The organism is Rhodocista pekingensis (assembly GCF_042665545.1).
In the GTDB taxonomy this organism is placed as follows: domain Bacteria; phylum Pseudomonadota; class Alphaproteobacteria; order Azospirillales; family Azospirillaceae; genus Rhodocista; species Rhodocista pekingensis.
This window is the reverse complement of sequence record NZ_JBHTCM010000028.1, coordinates 234213-253230: the sequence shown is the minus strand read 5'-3', so window position 1 is coordinate 253230 and position 19018 is coordinate 234213. Positions and strand designations below refer to the sequence as shown.

12 protein-coding genes are annotated in these 19018 nt (G+C 70.4%); 6 read left to right on the top strand and 6 right to left on the bottom strand.

All coding sequences use genetic code 11. From position 1 onward, the window contains the following. Nucleotides 1–112: 112 nt before the first annotated feature. Nucleotides 113–1786: a methyl-accepting chemotaxis protein gene (locus tag ACFQPS_RS19610; RefSeq protein ID WP_377360977.1), complete on the bottom strand. Its 1674-nt coding sequence runs from the start codon at nucleotides 1784–1786 to the stop codon at nucleotides 113–115. A gap of 555 nt (nucleotides 1787–2341) precedes the next feature. Here ACFQPS_RS19610 and ACFQPS_RS19605 point away from each other — a divergent pair. After that, nucleotides 2342–2773 (top strand): cache domain-containing protein, encoded by a 432-nt coding sequence (locus tag ACFQPS_RS19605; RefSeq protein WP_377360976.1) that lies wholly within the window; start codon nucleotides 2342–2344, stop codon nucleotides 2771–2773. Between the two features lie 53 nt (nucleotides 2774–2826). On the opposite strand, the gene ACFQPS_RS19600 is transcribed toward ACFQPS_RS19605, so the two are convergent. From ACFQPS_RS19600 to ACFQPS_RS19590, 3 genes are all read right to left on the bottom strand, one after another. Beyond that, on the bottom strand, nucleotides 2827–4824 hold the full coding sequence (locus ACFQPS_RS19600) for a cache domain-containing protein (RefSeq protein WP_377360975.1): 1998 nt from the start codon (nucleotides 4822–4824) through the stop codon (nucleotides 2827–2829). A 398-nt stretch (nucleotides 4825–5222) separates the two neighbouring features. After that, complete coding sequence (locus tag ACFQPS_RS19595) at nucleotides 5223–6572, bottom strand: phytase (RefSeq protein ID WP_377360973.1); 1350 nt, start codon at nucleotides 6570–6572, stop codon at nucleotides 5223–5225. 31 nt (nucleotides 6573–6603) lie between these two features. Then, a complete protein-coding gene (locus ACFQPS_RS19590) occupies nucleotides 6604–8862 on the bottom strand; it encodes a TonB-dependent receptor plug domain-containing protein (RefSeq protein ID WP_377360972.1) in 2259 nt (752 codons plus the stop codon). Nucleotides 8863–9263: 401 nt separating this feature from the next. Between ACFQPS_RS19590 and ACFQPS_RS19585 the strand changes: the two genes are divergently transcribed. Beyond that, a complete protein-coding gene (locus ACFQPS_RS19585) occupies nucleotides 9264–11537 on the top strand; it encodes a TonB-dependent receptor (protein ID WP_377360970.1) in 2274 nt (757 codons plus the stop codon). Between the two features lie 13 nt (nucleotides 11538–11550). Then, complete coding sequence (locus ACFQPS_RS19580; RefSeq protein WP_377360968.1) at nucleotides 11551–13653, top strand: alkaline phosphatase D family protein; 2103 nt, start codon at nucleotides 11551–11553, stop codon at nucleotides 13651–13653. A 28-nt stretch (nucleotides 13654–13681) separates the two neighbouring features. Here ACFQPS_RS19580 and ACFQPS_RS19575 read toward each other — a convergent pair whose 3' ends face one another. Further along, the gene (locus tag ACFQPS_RS19575) at nucleotides 13682–14812 is read right to left on the bottom strand and encodes a glycerophosphodiester phosphodiesterase (RefSeq protein WP_377360967.1); all 1131 of its coding nucleotides are present in this window, start codon (nucleotides 14810–14812) and stop codon (nucleotides 13682–13684) included. Nucleotides 14813–14990: 178 nt separating this feature from the next. Between ACFQPS_RS19575 and ACFQPS_RS19570 the strand changes: the two genes are divergently transcribed. From ACFQPS_RS19570 to ACFQPS_RS19560, 3 genes are all read left to right on the top strand, one after another. After that, nucleotides 14991–15305 carry a hypothetical protein gene (locus tag ACFQPS_RS19570; RefSeq protein ID WP_377360965.1) on the top strand — a complete coding sequence of 105 codons (315 nt, stop codon included), beginning with the start codon at nucleotides 14991–14993 and terminating at the stop codon, nucleotides 15303–15305. Nucleotides 15306–15515: 210 nt separating this feature from the next. Further along, nucleotides 15516–16862 (top strand): cytochrome ubiquinol oxidase subunit I, encoded by a 1347-nt coding sequence (locus ACFQPS_RS19565; protein WP_377360964.1) that lies wholly within the window; start codon nucleotides 15516–15518, stop codon nucleotides 16860–16862. An 8-nt stretch (nucleotides 16863–16870) separates the two neighbouring features. Further along, nucleotides 16871–17878: a cytochrome d ubiquinol oxidase subunit II gene (locus tag ACFQPS_RS19560; protein ID WP_377360962.1), complete on the top strand. Its 1008-nt coding sequence runs from the start codon at nucleotides 16871–16873 to the stop codon at nucleotides 17876–17878. Here the strand turns inward: ACFQPS_RS19560 and ACFQPS_RS19555 are convergent. Next, nucleotides 17869–18993, bottom strand: a complete 1125-nt coding sequence (locus ACFQPS_RS19555; protein ID WP_377360960.1) for an extracellular catalytic domain type 1 short-chain-length polyhydroxyalkanoate depolymerase — start codon at nucleotides 18991–18993, stop codon at nucleotides 17869–17871. The two genes, ACFQPS_RS19560 and ACFQPS_RS19555, sit on opposite strands and share 10 nt — an antisense overlap. Between the last annotated feature and the right edge of the window lie 25 nt (nucleotides 18994–19018).

Here is a 19018-nt window from a genome sequence, read left to right as displayed (position 1 = left end):
CCGGCGACCGGGGAAGGCACCCTGCGACGGCCCGCGCGACGCCGGCCTGTCCGCCGCATGAATTTCCTGACAGGTCCGGCCGGGAGGCGGCCGGACCCGCCGGGCGGTTCCGTTACCCCGCCGCCCGGTCGCCGGTGTCCGTCGACAGCTCCGTGACGAAGGCACGGACCCGGCTGCGTACCGCGTCGGAGCGCCCGGCCAGATCGGACGCGGCCCCGTTCACCCGGCCGGCGACGCTGCCCGTGTCGCTGGCCGTGGCGTGGAGCTGGTGGACCTCCATCCGGATCGTCTCCGTGCCGCTGGCGGCCCCCTGGATGCTGCGGGTGATCTCGTTGGTCACGGCCGACTGTTCCTCGACGGCGGCGGCGATGGCGCCGGTCATGGCGCTGATGTCGCCGATCAGGCCGACGATCCGCTCGATGGCGGCGGCGGCGTCCACCGTGGCGCCCTGCACCCCCTCCACCTGGGCACGGATTTCCTCCGTCGCCTTGGCGGTCTGGGTGGCCAGCGACTTGACCTCGTGCGCCACGACGGCGAAGCCCTTGCCGGCTTCCCCGGCGCGGGCGGCCTCGATGGTGGCGTTCAGCGCCAGCAGGTTGGTCTGGGCCGCGATCCCGTTGATGATGTCCACAACCTGACCGATCTCGGCCACCGTGTCGCGCAGCCGGGCCACGCGCTCGGCCGTCTCCTTCGCCTGATTGGCGCCCTCGGTGGAACGGGCGGCCGTCTCCCCGGCGCGGGCGCTGATCTCATGGATGGAGGCGGACAGCTCCTCCGTCGCCGCGGCCACCGTCTGCACGTTGCTGGCCGTGCGTTCGGTCGCCGTCGTCGCCTCCTCCGTCATCTGCGCCGTGCGGCCGGCGGCGGCGGCCAGGGAATCCGCGTCGGCCTTCAGCATTCCCGATTCCCGCGCCAGTTCGTCGGTGATGGCGTTCATGCCGTCCACGAAGTCCTTGACCTGGGCGGTGAGGCGCGCGGACTGCCGGTTCCGCCGCTCCTGCTCGCGGCGCTGTTCGGCTTCCAGCTCGTCGGCCCGGCGCATCGCGTCGCGGAACACCATGACGGCCCGGGCCATGCCGCCGATGGCATCGCTGCGGCCATGGTCGGGCAGCTCGAAGTCGTAGTCCTTGGCCTGGAGCTTCGTCATCGCCTCGGTCACCCGGTCCACGGGCCGGATGACGCCACGCTGGGCCACCAGCAGCGAGACAGCGAGACCGGCCAGGATGCCCACCAGGGCGACCGTGCCCATGATCCAGGTTTCCATGGCGCTGGTCTCGGCCAGCGAGGTCTCCAGTTCGGCGACCCGCTTGATGCCGTCCTCGATCATCGGGTCAGTCAGTTCGGACGCGGCCCGCTCCGCCGACCGGACCTTCGTCTTGAACAGATCATGCGCGCCGGCGGTATCGCCTGACAGGGCCGCGTCCCGGACCTGGATCAGGGCGGCGACCACGTCGCGCTGCAAGGGGGCGAAACGCGCCTCCGCCGCGGTCAAGCGCGTCTCGATGGCCGCGGTCTGCTCCGACATGGAGGCGAGACGCCTGTTGAATCGCTCGGCGATGGCCTGCCGGTTCTCCGCCGGTTCGAACACGAGGTTGAGCGCGTCGCGTTGCAGGGCGCGGCTGGTGCTGCGCAGTTCCGAGGCGGCGATCACCAGATTGCTCTGCGCCTTCATCTGCGTCACCGCCCCGCCGATCCGGTCCAGGCTCAGGAACGCCGATCCGGCGATGATGGCGGCGACGAGCGACAGGATGGCGACCGGGGCGAGAATTTTCTGGGTCAGCGTCATGGGCAAGGTCCTGGATCGGGGATCGTGGCAGAGAAACCGGCGAGGGCGGAGCGCATCATCGGTGCGGCAGGCGGGAAGGCTGCGTTACGCGGGTATGGGGAAAGCGGTCGTGGTCGCATCCATTATGGGTACTTCACTGTCGCGTCATGAACATTAAGATTCCGGCAATTTCTCCGGGAGCTGACCGGAAGACGTGGCGGGCCGGTCGCTCCAGGGAGGTCGCCCGGGAATCCGTCCTGCGTCCGGATTCCCCGCCCGGCGAGTGGGTTTCCTGTTGACAGCAACCGTGCCCGCATGGGTCGATTCCCAGGCCAGGAACCTGCCCCGGCGCCTGCCCATGGAACTCCCGTTCACGCGCCCCGGTTGCATGCCGGGCCGTCCGGGAGCGGGCGGACCGGGCCGCCGGTTCCTGACCGTGGGGCGCCGTCCAGCCGCAGGCGGGTCACGGCGCAGTCCACCAGAGCCTGTCCGTAAGAGCTGTCCATAAGAGTCTGTCGCCATCAGGCGTCGAACCTTCAGAACAACGGCCACCGGGAGGTCCCGATGAAAGTGCCCATGCGTATCGGACTGGTCATCACCCTGCTGTTCGCGGCTGTCGGCGCCCGCGCCGCCGACTTCGGCACCGCGGAGGAGGCGAAGGCGATGCTGGAGCGTGCCGTTACGGCGATCCAGCAGGACAAGGACAAGGCGCTCCGCCAGTTCGCCCAGGGCGAGGGCGGATTCAAGGACCGCGACCTCTACCCCTTCTGCGGCGGGCCGGACGGCCTGTTCACCGCACACCCGTCCCTGACGGGCAAGAGCCTGCGCGACCTGAAGGACAAGACCGGCAAGGCGCTGGGGGAAGAGATCTACGGCACGGCGGCCGAGGGCAAGATCTCTGAGGTCAGCTACATGTGGCCGCGCCCCGGTGAGACGGAGCCGGTGCAGAAGGTCACCTACGTCACCAAGGTCGACGATCAGGTCTGCGCCGTCGGCTACTACAAGTAAGCCGGGCCCGGACGGGGTGGGCGGTCCACCCCGTCCGGACACCCGCAGCCGGGTCAGGCCGCCGTGCGGTTGTCGCGCTGGCGCTCGACCAGGGCGTCGATGAAGGCCTGCCCGGCCGCGTCGCCCGCCAGCGAGAAGGTATAGGCGATCGTACCGGACTCGACCCGCGCGATGCGCGCTGCGACCTGCCGCTGGCCGAAGCCGATGGTGACCCCCAGCCCAGGCTGCGCTCCGGGCAGCACGTCGGGCGTCGCCAGCCCGCCGATGGACAGATACAGCGTCTTCGTGGGTACCGTCCGCTCGCCGCAGGAGATGCTGATCTCCAGGGCGCAGGGGACCCGCTCGTAGTTGCGCTGGTCGCCGGCCCCTTCCATCTGCTGCATGAAGCTCTCGACCTCGTGGCGCAGGCTCTCGGCCTGCCGCGCCAGGTCGCCGGTCGCCGCCAGCACCTGATCGGAAGCCGTGCCGGTGTCCCGTGCGGCGCGCGACACGTCGCCGATCAGGGCGGTGACCTGGGCGGTCGATCCGCTGGCGTTCTGGACGTTGCGCACGATCTCCTGGGTCGTCGCCGACTGCTCGTCGATGGCCGCCGCGATGGAGGAGGAAATCTGGTCCATGCGCCCGATGATCCCCGAGATCTGGGTCAGGGAGCCGGATGCCTGTCCCGTCGCGGCCTGCACGGCCTGGATCTTGGCGCTGATCTCCTCCGTCGCCCTGGCGGTCTGGTTGGCCAGGGTCTTGACCTCGCCGGCCACGACGGCGAAGCCCTTGCCGGCCTCCCCCGCCCGCGCCGCCTCGATCGTGGCGTTCAGCGCCAGCAGGTTGGTGCGGGCGGCGATCTCCGTGATCAGCTTCAGCACGTCGCCGATCTGGGCCGCGGCATCCACCAGCCCGCGCATGATGGTGTCGGTGCGCTCGGTCTCGTCCACCGCCTCGTTCGCCACGCGGCGGGCCTCCTCGACCTGCCGGCCGATCTCCTGGATCGACGACAGCATCTCCTCCGTCGCGGCGGCAACGGTGGTCAGGTTCTCGGCGCTCTGGGCGGCATTGGTGGTCACGTCGCTGGCCTGGTCGCGGGTCCGGCCGGCCGTGTCGGACATGCTGCGGGCGGTGCCCTGCATGTCGGTGGCCGCCCCGGACAGCCCCTGAAGCACGCCGGAGACGGCGGCGTTCAGGTCGGCCGTATGCTGCTCCAGCGCGGCGCGGCGGCGTTCGCGGATGGCGCGCTCGGTCGCCGCCGCGTTCTCCAGCCGCCGCGCCTCGCGGGCATTGCGGCGGAAGACCTCCAGCGCCCGGGCGATCTCGCCCATCTCGTCCTTGCGGTCGGCATCCACGATCTGCACGTCCAGGTCGCCGTCCGCCAGCCGGCGCACGGCCGTGGTCGTGCGCTCCAGCGGCTGCCGGATGGAGCGGATCAGCACATAACCGGCGGCCCCGGCCACCAGCAGGATCAGGGCGGTCAGCAGGGCGACCGCCTTGGCTTCGGCCAGGAACCGGGCCTGCACGTCATCCACATAGAGGCCGGTGCCGACCACCCAGCCCCAGGGTTCGAAGGAGGTGACGAAGGAGATCTTCTCGGCGGGTTCGCTCTGGCCCGGCTTCGGCCACAGATAGTCCACGAAGCCGGATTTTCCCCCTTCGGTCGCGGCCAGCATGTTCATGAACAGCAGCTTGCCTTCGGCGTCCTTCGTGCCGGCCAGATCGGTGCCGTTCATCTCCGGCTTGATCGGGTGCATGACCATGCGCGGCTGGCGGTCGTTGACCCAGATGTAGTCGCCGTCGCCGTAGCGCATGGCGCCCAGCGCCGCCAGGGCGGCAGCCTTCGCCTCCGTCTCCGTGACCTCGCCCCGCCGGGCGGCGGCATGGAAGCTGGCGACGATGCTGCGGGCGGATTCCGCCATGGAGCGGACCAGATCCTGGCGGCTGTCGAATGCCTGCCGACGCGAAGAGAACAGATCGGCCGTCGTCGTTCCCGCCAGGGCGAGAACCAGGACGGCGATCAGAAGAACGAGCCGCTGGCCGACGGTGACCCGAGAAAGATACTTGTCCATGCTGATCCCTTGATTACGGCGCTGACGGCCCGACGGAAACCGGGTGATATCCAGTATGGGTGTGCCCCGACCAGAAGATGTTTCTATTTGGTATAGGTATATGGTTAAAAAACTGGATAAGTTCGGCTATGAAACCTCCCGGTGCCCGCCCTGGACGGGGCAGGTGCTTCAGGATCTTTTAATCGGGGGGCCCTGACTGGAAATACCGGTCGCGGTCAGGTCTTCAACCTGACCGAAAGAGGGTGCCTGATCGGATGGCGGCTGTGATCGGCCCGGAACGGGTGCGGCGCCGGTCCTGGAAAGCGTAAGGCCCGGCCTCCTTGCGGAGACCGGGCCTTACAGGTCGGTATGGTGCAGCGGGGAGGGAACCCTCGGTCCTGCGGCCGCCCCGGCCGGTGTCAGCGGGTGCTGCGCGGGCTCCAGGCCTGCGGCGTCACCATCAGGGCCGGGTCGAAGCTGCCCGCGATGGCCTTCCAGTCCACATACTTGAAATTCGTCGCCTCCGGCTCGCCGGACAGGCCGTTCAGGTCGTCGTTGTAGCCGTCCTGCACGACCATCAGGCCATCGGGGAAGCCCGGCAGGGCATAGCTGACGATCTCCGCCCCGTCACACTCCTGCACGCCGTCCACCCCGTTCCCGGCGACGATGCGGAAGGACCCGAGATAGCGGTTGTCCCCGCCGCGCTCGAACACGGCGAAGGTGTCGTCCAGGCCCTCCGGGTCCGGGGCCGTCCCGTCGCCATGGGCATCGCCCTGGCTGGAGGCGACCAGATAGCCGGTTCCCTCCGGCCCGTAGTAGAGCGCCAGCCCCTCCACGTCGCGCGCCACCCGGCTGGCCCGGTTGTCGAACGGGGAGCGGATCGACCCGCGGGTCTCATGGAACGGGGCCGCGTCGGCCGCGCCCGTCTTCAGGTCCACGCGCCAGAGCCCGACATCCTCCTGCCCGGCGAACAGGATGCCGCGCTCCTGATCCACGACCAGCCCCTCGAACTGCGGCTGCCAGTCCCGGGCGGGGTCGTGGTCGTCCTCGGCGGTCAGGGACTGGCCGCGATGGCTGTAGGGGAAATCCCAGTGGCGCAGACGGACATGGCCCACCGTGCCGTCGGGATTGACGACCAGCCTGTGCTCGACCAGCCGGGCCTCCTTGCGCTGGGCGACGATGACCCGGTGCCCGTCCGGCCCCTTCCAGGTGGTCAGGCCGTAGGCGCTGCGCTGGTCGGTGGCGGGATTGGCGATCTCGCCGCTGCCGTCGGGGGCGCGGCGGGTCGGGAACACCCGCGGCTGGTCCGGATCGGTGATGTCGGCCAGCGGCGTCGCGGGCGAGTCCGGATCGATGCGCCAGACCATGATCCGGTCGCGGCCGCGGTCGCTGGCCACGGCCACGTCCATGCTGCCGCCACCCGGCAGGGCCAGACCGTAGGCGACATCCACATTGTTGTAGCGGCCCGGCAGCCCGTCGGCGCCCGCCCTGGCGGCCTCGACCCGCTGCACCAGCCGGCCTTGCAGGTCGTAGACCCGCAGCCCGGCATCCTTCACCGCCGTGATGATCAGGCTGCGGGCGGGATCGGTCGGGTGCAGCCAGACGGCGGGATCGTCGGCGTCCGCCTCGTCGGGGGTGTCCGGCAACCCGGGCGCGGTCTCCAGGGCCGGTTGCACGGTGCTGACCGGTGCCGTGGGCGCGGCGCAGGCGACCCCGGCCAGAAGCAGCAGGGCCAGGACGGGGGCGGCGGGAAAGGGCAGGCGGGGCATCGTCGTTTCCGGTCCTCTCGTGCGGGAGATCTCAGAAGGCGGCGCGCAGGGTGACCTGGAACAGCGCACCGGATTCCTCCCGCTCCTTCTCGGCCTCGTCCACGTCGCCGGTGCGGCGGGCTTCCAGCATCTCCGCGACGGAGTTGCCGTCGAAGAAGCGGAAATCCTCCTTCTTCTTGCGGTTCAGCAGGTTGGTGCCGGTCAGGCGGAGCACGAAGCGCTCCGCGAACCGCTTTTCGATGAAGGCCTCCAGTTCCTGGCCGTAGCGCAGGTCGATCGTCTCGTCCAGGGAGGACTCCTCGGCGCCGCTGCGGCCGGAGAGGGAGGCGCCGAAGCTCACGTCCCAGGACGGCAGGGTCTGGATGAAGCCCACATTGTAGACATGGCGGGGCTGGTTGTTGAAGCGGCGGTCCTCGCCCGTGAAGGGGTCGGTGACGCTGCTGTCCAGCCAGGTGTAGTTGGCGAACACGCCCGTGTCCGGCAGGCCCGCGAAGTCCAGCGGCAGCGACAGGTCCGCCTCGACGCCCCAGGTCTCGCCGTCGCCGATGTTGCGCGCCTGGTAGACGCTGCCGCCGGCCTCCGCCGCCTCGCCGGTATTGACCAGCTCGATGACGTCGGTGACGTCGCGGTAGAAAACGTTGACGCCGAAGATGCCGCGTCGGCCGATCTGGCGCTCATAGCCGACGTCGATGCCCCAGGCCATCTCGTTCGCCAGCGACGGGTTGCCGATCAGCTCGTCATCGTCCGCCGGTTCCTCCTCCTGGCGGTAGGGTGCCAGCAGGTCGTAGTCGGGCCGGCGGACGGTGCGGGCGAGCGACAGCAGGAAGTGGTCGGACGCCGTCGGGTTGTAGCGCAGGTGCGCCGACGGGTTCAGGTTCTTCGACTCGTGCGAGCCGTCCTCGCCGTCGCTGTCCACGTCACGGTCGGTCATCTCGTAGCGGGCGCCCAGGTCCAGCATGACGCGGTCTGTCAGGTCCAGCGACAGGCGGGCATAGGGGTCGATGCGCGTCTCCTCGATCGTGTAGATGGCCCCCGGCGGGGTCTTCTCCTCGACGTCGCCGCCGTCGATCTCGAAGGTGCGTTCGGCATTGTCCCGCTTCTTGTGCAGCAGGTCGACGCCCAGCTTGGTGCGGAAGCCTTCCGGGCCGAAACGGTAGCTGACGGTGCCGGTGACCTCGTCATCGTCTGTATCCAGGCTCTCCCGCTCGACCAGCCCGGCCTCCGCGACGGTGTCGCCCTCATCGGTCTCGGCCGTCGTGTCCTCACGGTAGCCCGACCAGCCGGTGGCCAGCCCCAGCTCGCCCGTGCCCAGCGGCAGGGTGGCCTCGGCTCCCAGGGCATAGCTGCGCTGGCCGATGCGCTCGCGCTGGATCTCCACCTCGTCCAGCTCCAGCGCCGCCGGGCTGTCGCCCTCGTAGGTCAGGGAGGTTTCGTCCTCGTCGCGGTCGGTGTCCACGACCAGACCGAACAGCCGCAGCGAGCCACCGCCGAGCACCGTCGTCAGCTCGCCGTTGGCGGAGATATCGACGCCGTCGCGGGTGTCGGACTGCAACTCGCGGCCGGTGAATTCCTCGAAATCGCCGTCGTAGAAGTCCGTGACCTTTTCCTTCGGGTTGCGCCGCCCCTGATAGTTCAGCGCCACCCAGTAGGAGGTGTCGCCGCTGCGCAGGGTATCGGCATAGGCCACGGCGGCCGACGGCCGCAGCTTGCCGTCATCGTTGATCAGCGCGCCCACCTTGGCGAAACCGCCCGCGAATCTGGCGCTGTCCTTCGTGATGACGTTCAGCGTGCCGGCCACGCCCTCGCTGGGCTGGTCGGCGCGCGGGGCGCGGACGATCTCCACCCGCTCCACCAGTTCGGCCGGGATGCGGTCCACGAAGAAGCTGCGGTCGGCTTCGCCGCCCGGTGCGGCGCGGCCGTTGATGAGAACCTGGGTGTATCCCGCCGGCAGGCCGCGCATCTGCACGGCGTCGTACTCCAGCACGTCCGAGGTGAAGGTGACGCCCGGCACCCGCTTCAGCATCTCACCCACCGAGACCGGCTCGAAACGCTGGAAATACTCCAGGTCGTAGGACAGCACCGGGTTCGGGTCGGTGGTGCGGTTCCGGAAGGCGATCGTCCCCGTGATGATGATCTCCTCGATGTCCTGGCGGACAGCCGCCTTGTCGGCTGCCGTACCGGCCGTACCGCCCTGTAGCGCGGGGGCTTCCTGGGCCAGGGCGGGGGCGGGAAGGGACAGGGCGGACAGCAGCAGGGCGGCCGTCAGCCGCGGGCGGTGCCAGGACGTCATGGTCGTAAGCCTGTCTGGGAGGGCCGTCCGCGGCGGCCGACGGGGGCGGATCGAGGAACACCGGGTCCGGGGAGAAGACCCGCCGGGTCGGATGCGGCCCGGTCTAGAGGGCGGCCATGTCCGCCGCATGTAGCCCGCGTGAAGGTTCGGTGACGGTCGCCGCCGCTGTCCGCGGCGTGGTGACGCCCGGTCCGCACAGTGGCGGCGGCCTTCCGCAGAGCGGCTGCCTCACCGTATCCGGCCGCCTTCCGGCCTGTGGCGCCGGAAACGCAGTGCAAGCCCCCCTTTCGCCGCAACGCAAAAGGTTCATTGGAGTGTCAGCGTCCTGACACTGAATTCGGGAAGGGTCCGGCAACCCGACGAACAGTCGTCTTCACCACTTCCACGCTGGGGCCTTAACCATGTCGCGACCGGTCGTTTCCCGTGTCCTTCCCTTCCTGGGTGCCGCCCTTGTCGCCGCCGCGGTTCCCGCCGCGGCCGGTGCGCAGGAGATCGAGGAGATCATCGTCACCGCCCAGAAGCGCGCCCAGAGCGCGCAGGACGTGCCGATCGCGCTGACCGCCTATTCGGGTGAGTTCCTCGACCGTCTCGGCATCGACCAGCTCGACAAGCTGTCCGACTACGTGCCCGGCTTGCAGATCCAGTTGCAGAGCCCGAACAATCCCGGTTTCGTGATCCGCGGCATCACCTCCGACAGCGGCTCCTCGCAGCAGGAGGCGCGCGTCTCCGTGTTCGTGGACGGCGTGCCGGCCAGCCGCGCCCGCGGCGCCGTGGTGGAGATGTTCGACCTGGAGCGGGTGGAGGTGCTGAAGGGCCCGCAGGGCACCCTGTTCGGCCGCGGCGCGCAGATCGGTGCCGTCAGCATCATCACCGCCAAGCCCACCCTGGACGAGGTGGAGGTGAAGGCCGAGGGCAGCGTCGGCAACTACGGCCAGCGCCGGCTGGAGGCGGCGGTGAACCTGCCGGTCAACGACCGCGTGGCCGTGCGTCTGGCCGGCACCACCCGCGACCGTGACGGCTACATCGACAACCTGGCCGGCAGCAAGGCGCTGATGGGCGTGGGCGTGCAGGCCGCCCGCGGCTCCTTCCTCGTGGTGCCGAACGACGCGCTGACCGTCACTGGCGTCGTCAACTACCAGGAGGACGACTACACGGGCACCTCCTTCAAGAACAAGCGCTTCGCCCCGGCCGGCGGCAGCACCAGCCCGTTCACGGCGGCGCAGCTCAACCGCGGCGACGAGCTGGGCACCGACCGCAGCCTGTTCAACGCGACCCTGACGGCGGAATACGAGCTGAACGACAGCCTGATGCTGACCAGCATCACCGGCTACCGCGAGTTCAACGCGCTGGAGGAGTTCGACGCCGACGGCACCCAGGCCTACCTGCTGGAGTTCGCCGAGGACGCCCAGGGCAAGCAGTGGTCGCAGGAGTTCCGGCTGAACTATGAGATCGGCGACAAGCTCGAAGGCTTCGCCGGCGTCAGCTACTTCTACGAGGACGGATTCCAGCGCGTGCCGCTGCGCACCGACGAGCGCCAGCTCGCCATCTTCAATCCGGGTGGTGCGCTGCCGTTCCCGAACCTCGGCCCGATCATCACCCCGGCCGGCACGCTGAACCCGCTGGTGGCGCTGCTCGGGCTGCCGCGCTCGGCCGGCAACCCGCTGCCCTTCCCGCTGCCGGCGCTGGCGACGGGTGAGTTCACCAACTTCGGCACCAACAAGGCCTATGAGGCCTTCGCCGACGCGACCTATCACGTCACCGAGGAATTCTCGCTGACCGGTGGCGTCCGCTTCACCCATGAGGAACAGGAATCGGCCTTCGTGCAGTCGGTCAGCCCGACCGCCATCCTGCTGCCGGCCCTGTTCCCGAACGTGCCCCGGCGCGAACTGTCCGAGGATTTCGACAGCGTCGTCGGCCGTCTGGTCGCCAGCTACCAGCCGACCCCCGACAGCCTGTTCTACGCCAGCGTCTCCCGTGGCCGCCGTCCCGCCGTCGTCCAGGTCGATGCGACCAACCGTGAGGTGCTGAAGAACGAGATCGTCTGGAGCTATGAGGCCGGCAGCAAGCTGAGCCTGCTGGACGACCGGCTGACGGCCGAGGCGTCCGCCTTCTGGTACGACTACTCCAACTTCCAGACCGCGGTCCGGATCCCCAACTCGGCCCAGGTGCGGGTGGACGATGCCGGCGAGGCGCGCTCCTACGGCTTCGAGGTCGCGCTCAACGCCCAGGCGACGGAGTGGCTCACCCTGTTCGCCACCTACGGCTACATCAACGCCCGGATCGACGACGAGGACTCCAACGGCCAGCAGCAGGAGCTGGGCGGCAACACCTTCCGCCTGACGCCGAAGCACGCGGCTTCCGTCGGCGCCAACGCGGTCTATGCCGTGGCCGACAATCTGGAGGTCTTCTTCACCCCGTCCTTCACCTTCAAGTCGCGGGTCTTCTTCGAGGATGCCAACACGCCGGGCATCGAGCAGGGCGCCTACGGCCTGCTGAACCTGCGCGGCGGCGTGCAGTCGGCCGACGGTGTCTGGACCCTGACGGCCTTCGTCGAGAACGCCTTCGACCGCGAGTACATCATCGACGCCGGCAACACCGGCGGCTCCTTCGGCGTGCCGACCTTCATCGCCGGCGCGCCGCGCTTCTACGGCGTCGAAGTCTCCGCCCGGTTCTAAGGGAAACCGCACCATGACCAGCCAGACCCGGACCGGCGGCCTCAGCCGGCGGTCCTTCCTCGACCTCATGCTCGCCGCCGGCGCCATGACCGCCGTGACGGCCGGGACGGGTCTCGTGCCCGGCCTGCGCACGGCGCTGGCCGCGGCGGGGGAGAGCTTCCACTTCCCCCAGGGGCTCGCCTCGGGCGACCCGATGCCGGACCGGGTGGTGCTGTGGACCCGCGTCGAGGCGAAGGACCCCGCCGCCGCGGCGCGGCCGGTGGATCTCACCCTGCATGTCTCGGAGACGCCGGACTTCGCCACGGTGGTGGTCGAGCGCACGGTCGCGGCGCGGCCGGAGCACGACCACACGGTCCGCGTCCTGGTGGACGGGCTGCGGCCGGACCGCGTCTATCATTACCGCTTCGTGGCCCCCGACGGGGCGGTGCCGGAGTTCACCGGGCGTACCCGGACGGCACCCGCGCCCGATGCGGACCGCACGGTGCGGCTGGCCTTCGTCTCCTGTCAGAATTTCGAGGACGGCTTCTACGGCGCCTACCGCACCCTCCTGAAGCAGGACGCGGCGGCCGGAGAGAACGGCATCGACTTCGTGCTGCATCTGGGCGACCAGATCTACGAGACGGTGGGCGACAGCGGCGCCCGCACCATCCCGCCGCTGCCCAGCGGCGGCGGCGAGACGAAGTGGGGCAAGGCGCGCAATGCCCTGACGCTGGAGGATTTCCGCTACCTCTACCGGGTCTACCTTTCCGATCCGGACTACCGGGAGGCACGGGCCCGCTTCCCCTTCATCTCGATCTGGGACGACCACGAGTTCGTCAACGACTACTGGCAGTCGGTCATCACCTACACGCCGGCCGGCAAGTCCGCGCCGACGACGAAGACCGCCGCCAACCAGGCGTGGTTCGAGTACATCCCGGCCCTGCTCACCGGCACCGTCGGCGTGCCGGGCGTGGCGCCGGCCGCCAAGGACTTCCAGCCGGTCAGCGTCACCGACGTGGACGCCACCCACGCGCCCGTCGATGACGACAACCTGTTGCAGGAGCCGAACAACCTCGCCGCCATCGGCAGCCTGACCATCTACCGCAGCCTGCGCTTCGGCCGGCATGTGGAACTGGTGCTGACCGATACGCGCAGCTACCGCTCCGACCATGCCGTGCCGGACGAGCTGGGCATCGCCATCAGCGGTCAGGCCACCTACATGCTGCCGCTGCCGCTGGTGGCGCTGATGGATGCCGGCCGCACGGCCAACGGGGGCAACCCGCCGGCCGTGCTGACGCTGGGCGACAGGCAGGTGCCGAACCCGCGCAAGGACAGCCCGGCCGGCACCCTGCTGGGCGGGCCGCAGAAGGCGTGGCTGAAGGAGACCCTGGTCCGCAGCGACGCGACCTGGAAGCTCTTGGCGACCTCCGTGCCTTTCCTGCCGATGCGCGTGGACATGGCCCGGATCGACCCGAAGGCCCAGACCCTGGTGCTGACGGCCGACGCCTGGGACGGCTACCTGGCCGAGCGGCGGGAGCTGATGGGCTTCCTGCGCAGCCGCGGCGTCGGCAACGTGGTCAGCCTCAGCGGCGACCACCACCAGAGCTTCGCCGGCCTGATCTATGACGACTACGAGGCGGCGGAGCCCGTGCCGGTGTCGATGGAGTTCAGCATCACCGGCGTCGCCAGCACCCCCGTGTTCCAGGCCTTCGCCGCCGCCGTGTCGAAGGACGAGAACCCGCTGAAGCCGCTGATCGTGGCGGACGGCGCCGTCTTCGGCCGTCCCGGCACGGTGGCGGAGATGCTGAACATGACCCTGCGCTACGGCACGACGGCCTCCGTGACGGCCGTGAAGACGGGCGATCTCGCGCAGGGGCTGGCCGCCCGCAACCCGGCGCAGAACCCGCACCTGCGCTATGTGGACAGCAACTCCAACGGCTTCGGCCTCGTCACCGTGGACGCCAGGGGCACCCGCGTGGAACTGGTGACCGTGGCGTCGGCCCGCCGGTCCTACGGGCCGGACGGGGCGCCGGTGCTGCGCACCGCCCGCTTCGACATCGCCCCCTGGGGCGAGGGCGCGCCGGCGGCGCTGGACGAACCCGCCATCGAGGGGGAGAAGCCGTTCCCGCTGGCCTGAGCCGGCGGGAACGTTGCTCCCGTCAGCCTCACTTCCCCGCCGGGCGCAGGGCCGCCAGCGCATCGGCGGGGAAGTCGGCGAACACCCCGTCCACCCCCGCCGCCGCGAAGGCCGCGGCCTCCGCCCCGGCATCGCCCTTCAGCGCCGGGAAGCGCGGGTCGGACCTGTCGCCCCGGCGCAGCTCCGCCGGCAGGAAGTAGTTCTCGGACCGCAGGGTCCAGACATGCACGGCCAACCCGGCCGCGTGCGCCCGCCGCACCAGGTCCGTGGCCGGCAGCGACCGCGCCTCGGCATCGCGCGGGATCACCAGCACCTTCTCGGCCCCGATGCCGTCGGCATAGCGGGCGATCTCCGCCAGCCCCGTCTCCGTCAGCAGGTCGGCATAGGTCCTGCCGTCGCCGGCCGCGGCCAGATCGGCCGGCGCGCCGTCGGCGGCGACGAGCTGCACCAGGGGCAGCTCCGTCATGCCCCGCAGCTCCTTCAGGTTCCCGACCTCGAAGGACTGGATGAAGACGGGGGCGGTGCGACCCCGGTAGCCCGCGGCGTGCAGCGCTTCCACCAGCCGCGGCTCCAGCGCCAGCCCCAGGGCGCGGAAATGGCCGGGATGCTTGGTCTCGGGATAAAGGCCGATGCGCCGCCCCGTCTCCGCCTCCTTGCGCCGGACCAGCGCGATCACCTCGTCCAGGGTCGGCACCGTCTCCTGGCCATCGAAGGCGGTGTTGCCGGGGCGGAGCTGTGGCAGCCGCTCCCGGGCCCGCAGGGTCTTCAGCTCGGCCAGGGTGAAGTCCTCCGTGAACCAGCCGCTGACCTCCGCCCCGTCGATCCGCTTTGTCGTGCGGCGGTCGGCGAACTCGGGACGGTCGGCCACGTCGGTGGTGCCGGAGATCTCGTTCTCGTGCCGGGCGACCAGCACGCCGTCGCGGGTGGCGACGAGATCGGGTTCGATGAAGTCTGCCCCCTGGTCGATCGCCCGCTCATAGGCCGCCAGCGTGTGTTCCGGCCGCTCGCCGCTGGCGCCGCGGTGGGCGATGACCAGGACGGGCTTGCCCGCCGTTCCCGCACGGCCCGGCTCCGCCGCCCTCCCGTCCGTTCCTGGAACGGCGCTCCCCAGCGCCGCCGCCAGGGCCAGGACCGCCAGTCCTGCACGTCGCACTGCCATCGTCTCTCCTCCGGACCTCTCTCGGGCGAAAGGGGGCAGGATCGGGGGCTTCCGTTACAGATCCAATCGCGGAAGGCCACACGGATGACGGGTGTGCGATTCAGGATTAACAAATTCATGCAGATGTGTAAGAATTAGAACAAATACAGTTATATTCCCAGGGAGGGGAGGCGTGGGCATGGCTGTCGACTGGGCCGATCCGGTCTTTGCGGAAAGCGTGGAGATCCTGGCGGATGCGATGGACGGGATCGGTGACCGCGCCGCCGATGCGCGGCGCATCGCCTTCGCCCTGCGCGCGCGTCCGGAGGCGAAGACGATGGCGGCAGTGGAGGGGTCGTTCAACAGCCTGCCCGTCCGCCTGCGGCGGGAGATCGCCCGCCAGGGCCTGATGATCGCCAAGCTGCGCGCCGTCGCCGGTGCGCCTGAGCCCGATCCCTACGGCAATCCTTGGGCGATGGCCCCGTTCCGCAGCACGCTCGACGCTGCCGGTTGATCCGCCGGAAGCCCCTCCTGTCCGTAGGGAATAGATCGCCCGCCGAACGGCTCCGTGGGTGAATGGTGCGACAGCGCAACGCACTCCCGCTTCCGCCGCCCACCCTCACATCCTGCCCGACATCGCAGAACCCGTGAGCGGACGAGGAAGAAAGATGACGCCCGCGCAGCAGTACCGGCCCGCCCGGCCCCGGAACGGGGGAGGCGCGCCATGGAAGCGCTGACCCTGGCCCGCGTCCAGTTCGCGGCCAACATCACCTTCCACATCCTGTTCCCCACCATCACCATCGCGCTCGGCTGGCTGCTGCTGTTCTTCAAGCTGCGCTTCCGGGCCACGGGCGAGTCGCGCTGGATGGAGGCCTACGGGTTCTGGGTGAAGGTGTTCGCCCTCAGCTTCGCGCTCGGCGTCGTTTCCGGCATCACCATGAGCTTCCAGTTCGGCACCAACTGGCCCGGCTTCATGGAGACGGTCGGCAACATCGCCGGTCCGCTCCTGGCCTACGAAGTGCTGACCGCCTTCTTCCTGGAGGCGACCTTCGTCGCCATCATGCTGTTCGGTTTCCGCAGGGTGCCCGACTGGGTCCATACCGGGGCGACTCTGCTGGTGGCCGTCGGCACCACCCTCTCGGCGTTCTGGATCCTGGTGCTGAACAGTTGGATGCACACGCCGGCCGGCTTCGAGATGCGGGACGGCGTGGCGCATGCCACCGACTGGTTGGCGATCATCTTCAACCCGTCCATGCCCTACCGGCTCGTCCACATGCTGCTGGCTTCCGGCCTGACGGCGGCCTTCCTGGTGGCCGGCCTGTCCGCCTGGCGCTGGCGGCGGGGCGACCGTTCGCCCGGGGTGCTGGCGGCGCTGCGCACGGGCGTGGCCGTGGCGGCGGTGCTGATCCCGCTCCAGATCGTCGCCGGTGACCTGCACGGGCTGAACACGCTGGAGCACCAGCCGGCGAAGGTTGCGGCCATGGAGGGGAACTGGCAGACGCGCCCGAACGTGCCGCTGCTGCTGTTCGCCGTGCCCGACGAGGAGACGCGGACCAACCGCTTCGAGGTCGCCGTGCCCGGCGGGGCGAGCCTGATCCTGAAGCACGACACGGCCGGCGTGGTGCCGGGCCTGGACGATTTCGTCGGCCAGCACCCGCCGGTGGCACCGGTGTTCTACGGTTTCCGTATCATGGTCGGAGTCGGGCTGCTGATGCTGCTGGTCTCCTGGGCCGCGCTCTGGCAGCTCCGCGGCGGGCGCGAGCCGGGACCCCGGCTGGTGCTGGCCCTGGTCGGGATGACCTTCTCCGGCTGGGTGGCGACGGTGGCCGGCTGGTACGTGACGGAGATCGGACGCCAGCCCTGGCTGGTCTCGGGCCTGCTGCTGACGCGGGACGCGGCCGGTGCCGTCCCGGCGGCCTCCATCGCAACCACCCTGGCGATGTACCTGACCCTCTATGCCGGGCTTCTGGCGGCCTATGTCGCCGTTCTCTTCAGGCTGGCGGCGAAGGCGGGCGGCGCCGCCGGACACCGCCCCGTGGCGGCACCGCTACCCGTCCCTGCGGCCGGGTGAGGGGCACCATGGAGATGATGGAAACCGGGCACTGGCTGCCCGTCGCCTTCACGGTCCTGATGGGCGTGGCCGTGCTCGCCTATGTCGTGCTGGACGGCTACGACCTCGGCGTCGGCATCCTGATGGCCGATGCCGACGACGCCCAGCGCGACCGCATGGTGGCCAGCATCGGGCCCTTCTGGGACGCCAACGAGACCTGGCTGGTCCTGGCGGTCGGGCTGCTGCTGGTCGCCTTTCCGGTGGCGCACGGGATGATCCTGGGGGCGCTCTACCTGCCGGTCGCGGCGATGCTGCTGGGGCTGATCCTGCGCGGCGTCTCCTTCGAGTTCCGGGCCAAGACGGAGGGCGTGCAGCGCCGCTGGTGGAACCAGGCGTTCATCGCCGGATCGCTGCTGGCGGCGCTGGCCCAGGGTTACATGCTGGGGCTCTACGTGCTGGGCCTGCTGCAGGGGCCGGCCGCCATGGCGTTCGGCGTCCTGACGGGGCTCTGCCTCGCGGCCGGCTACGCCTTCATCGGCGCCGCCTGGCTGATCCTGAAGACGGACGGGCCGTTGCAGGCGAAGGCCGTCCTCTGGGCGCGGCGGACGCTGGGGCTGGCCGCGCTGGGCATGGTCGCGGTGTCGGTCGCCACGCCGCTGGCCAGCGGCCGCATCGCGGACCGCTGGTTCGCGCTGCCGGAGCTGTTCCTGCTGGCCCCGGTTCCGCTGATGGCGGCGCTGCTGTTCGGCATCGTGGCCCTGGCCCTGCGCGGGTTGCCCCGTGCCGACGACCGCTGGTCATGGGTGCCGTTCGCCGGCGCCGTCTGCATCTTCGTGCTGGGCTTCCACGGGCTGGCCTATTCCTTCTTCCCCTATGTCGTGCCGGAGCGCCTCACCATCTGGGAGGCGGCGAGCGCCCCGGAAAGCCTGATGATCATCTTCGTCGGGGCGGCGGTCGTGCTGCCGCTGATCGCCGCCTACACGCTGTTCGCCTACCGGGTGTTCCGCGGCAAGGCGACGGAGCTGCGCTACGACTGACCACCGCCCGGCGCCCGGTCGGCGGTGGGGTGCTCCAGGAAGAAGCGCAGCATCTCGCGGGAGGCATCGGGGCCGCGCGGGTCGGTGTAGCTGCCCTCGGCGCTGCCGCCGGCCCAGGCGTGCCCTGCGCCGTGGACCGTCCAGTGCTCCACCAGCACCCGGCCGTCGCGGCCGGCGTGCAGCGCGCGCGTGAAGGAACGGCCGCCCGGCGCCCGGCCGCGCTCCACCCGCGGCGCTCCGGCGACGGCGCCGCCGGCGAACTGCGTCACCACCGCCTCGCCGTTCTTCGGATTGACGGTGCCGTCGCGGTCGCCGTGGAAGACGATGGCCGGCACCGGCCGTCCGTGGCTGCCGTGGTGACCGTGAGGGACATGGCGGCCGGGCGCCGTACCTTGGCGCATCGCCGTGAAGGCGCCCGGCAGGTCGCGGGCGGCACCGCAGGCCAGTCCGGAATGCACGCCGACCGCGGCGAACAGCTCCGGATAGGCCAGCGCCAGGATGGCCGCCTTCGCCCCGCCGGCCGACAGTCCGGCGACGTAGACGCGCGCCGGGTCCACGTCGCGGCTGCGCATGATCTCCCGCGTCAGGCCGGCCAGGATGGCGGGTTCGCCGCGGTCGCGGCCCTGGTCCTCCGGCCGGAACCAGTTCCAGCAGCCCGACGGATTGGCGCCGCTCGCCTGGGCCGGCCAGACCACGATGCAGCCATGCTGCTGTGCCAGCAGGTTCATCCGGGTGCCGGCGGCGAAGTCCTCCGGCGTCTGGGTGCAGCCGTGCAGCATCACGATCAGCGGGCGCGGTCCCTCCGGCGCCCCGGCGGGGACGAACAGCCGGTAATCGCGGGAACCGGCGGCGTTGGCAAAGCGGTGGGCGGTCATGCGGCCGTCCCCCGACTCCGGGGGCGGGCGGGCCGGTTCGGCCACCCGCACGGATTCCGCAGCCAGATCCAGGGTCGGCGGCTCCAGCACGCGGGCGTCGGCCGTCGGCGGGGCGAGGGCGCGGCCGTCGGGCTGCCGCCCCAGCAGGCGCTGGATCAGGGCGGTCGCTTCCACCAGCCGGCCCGTCCGGGTCAGCCGCGTCGCCTCGGACATGCCGGGCATCAGATCGTCGAATTTCAAGAGGGGAGGTCCTTTCAAGGGGGGA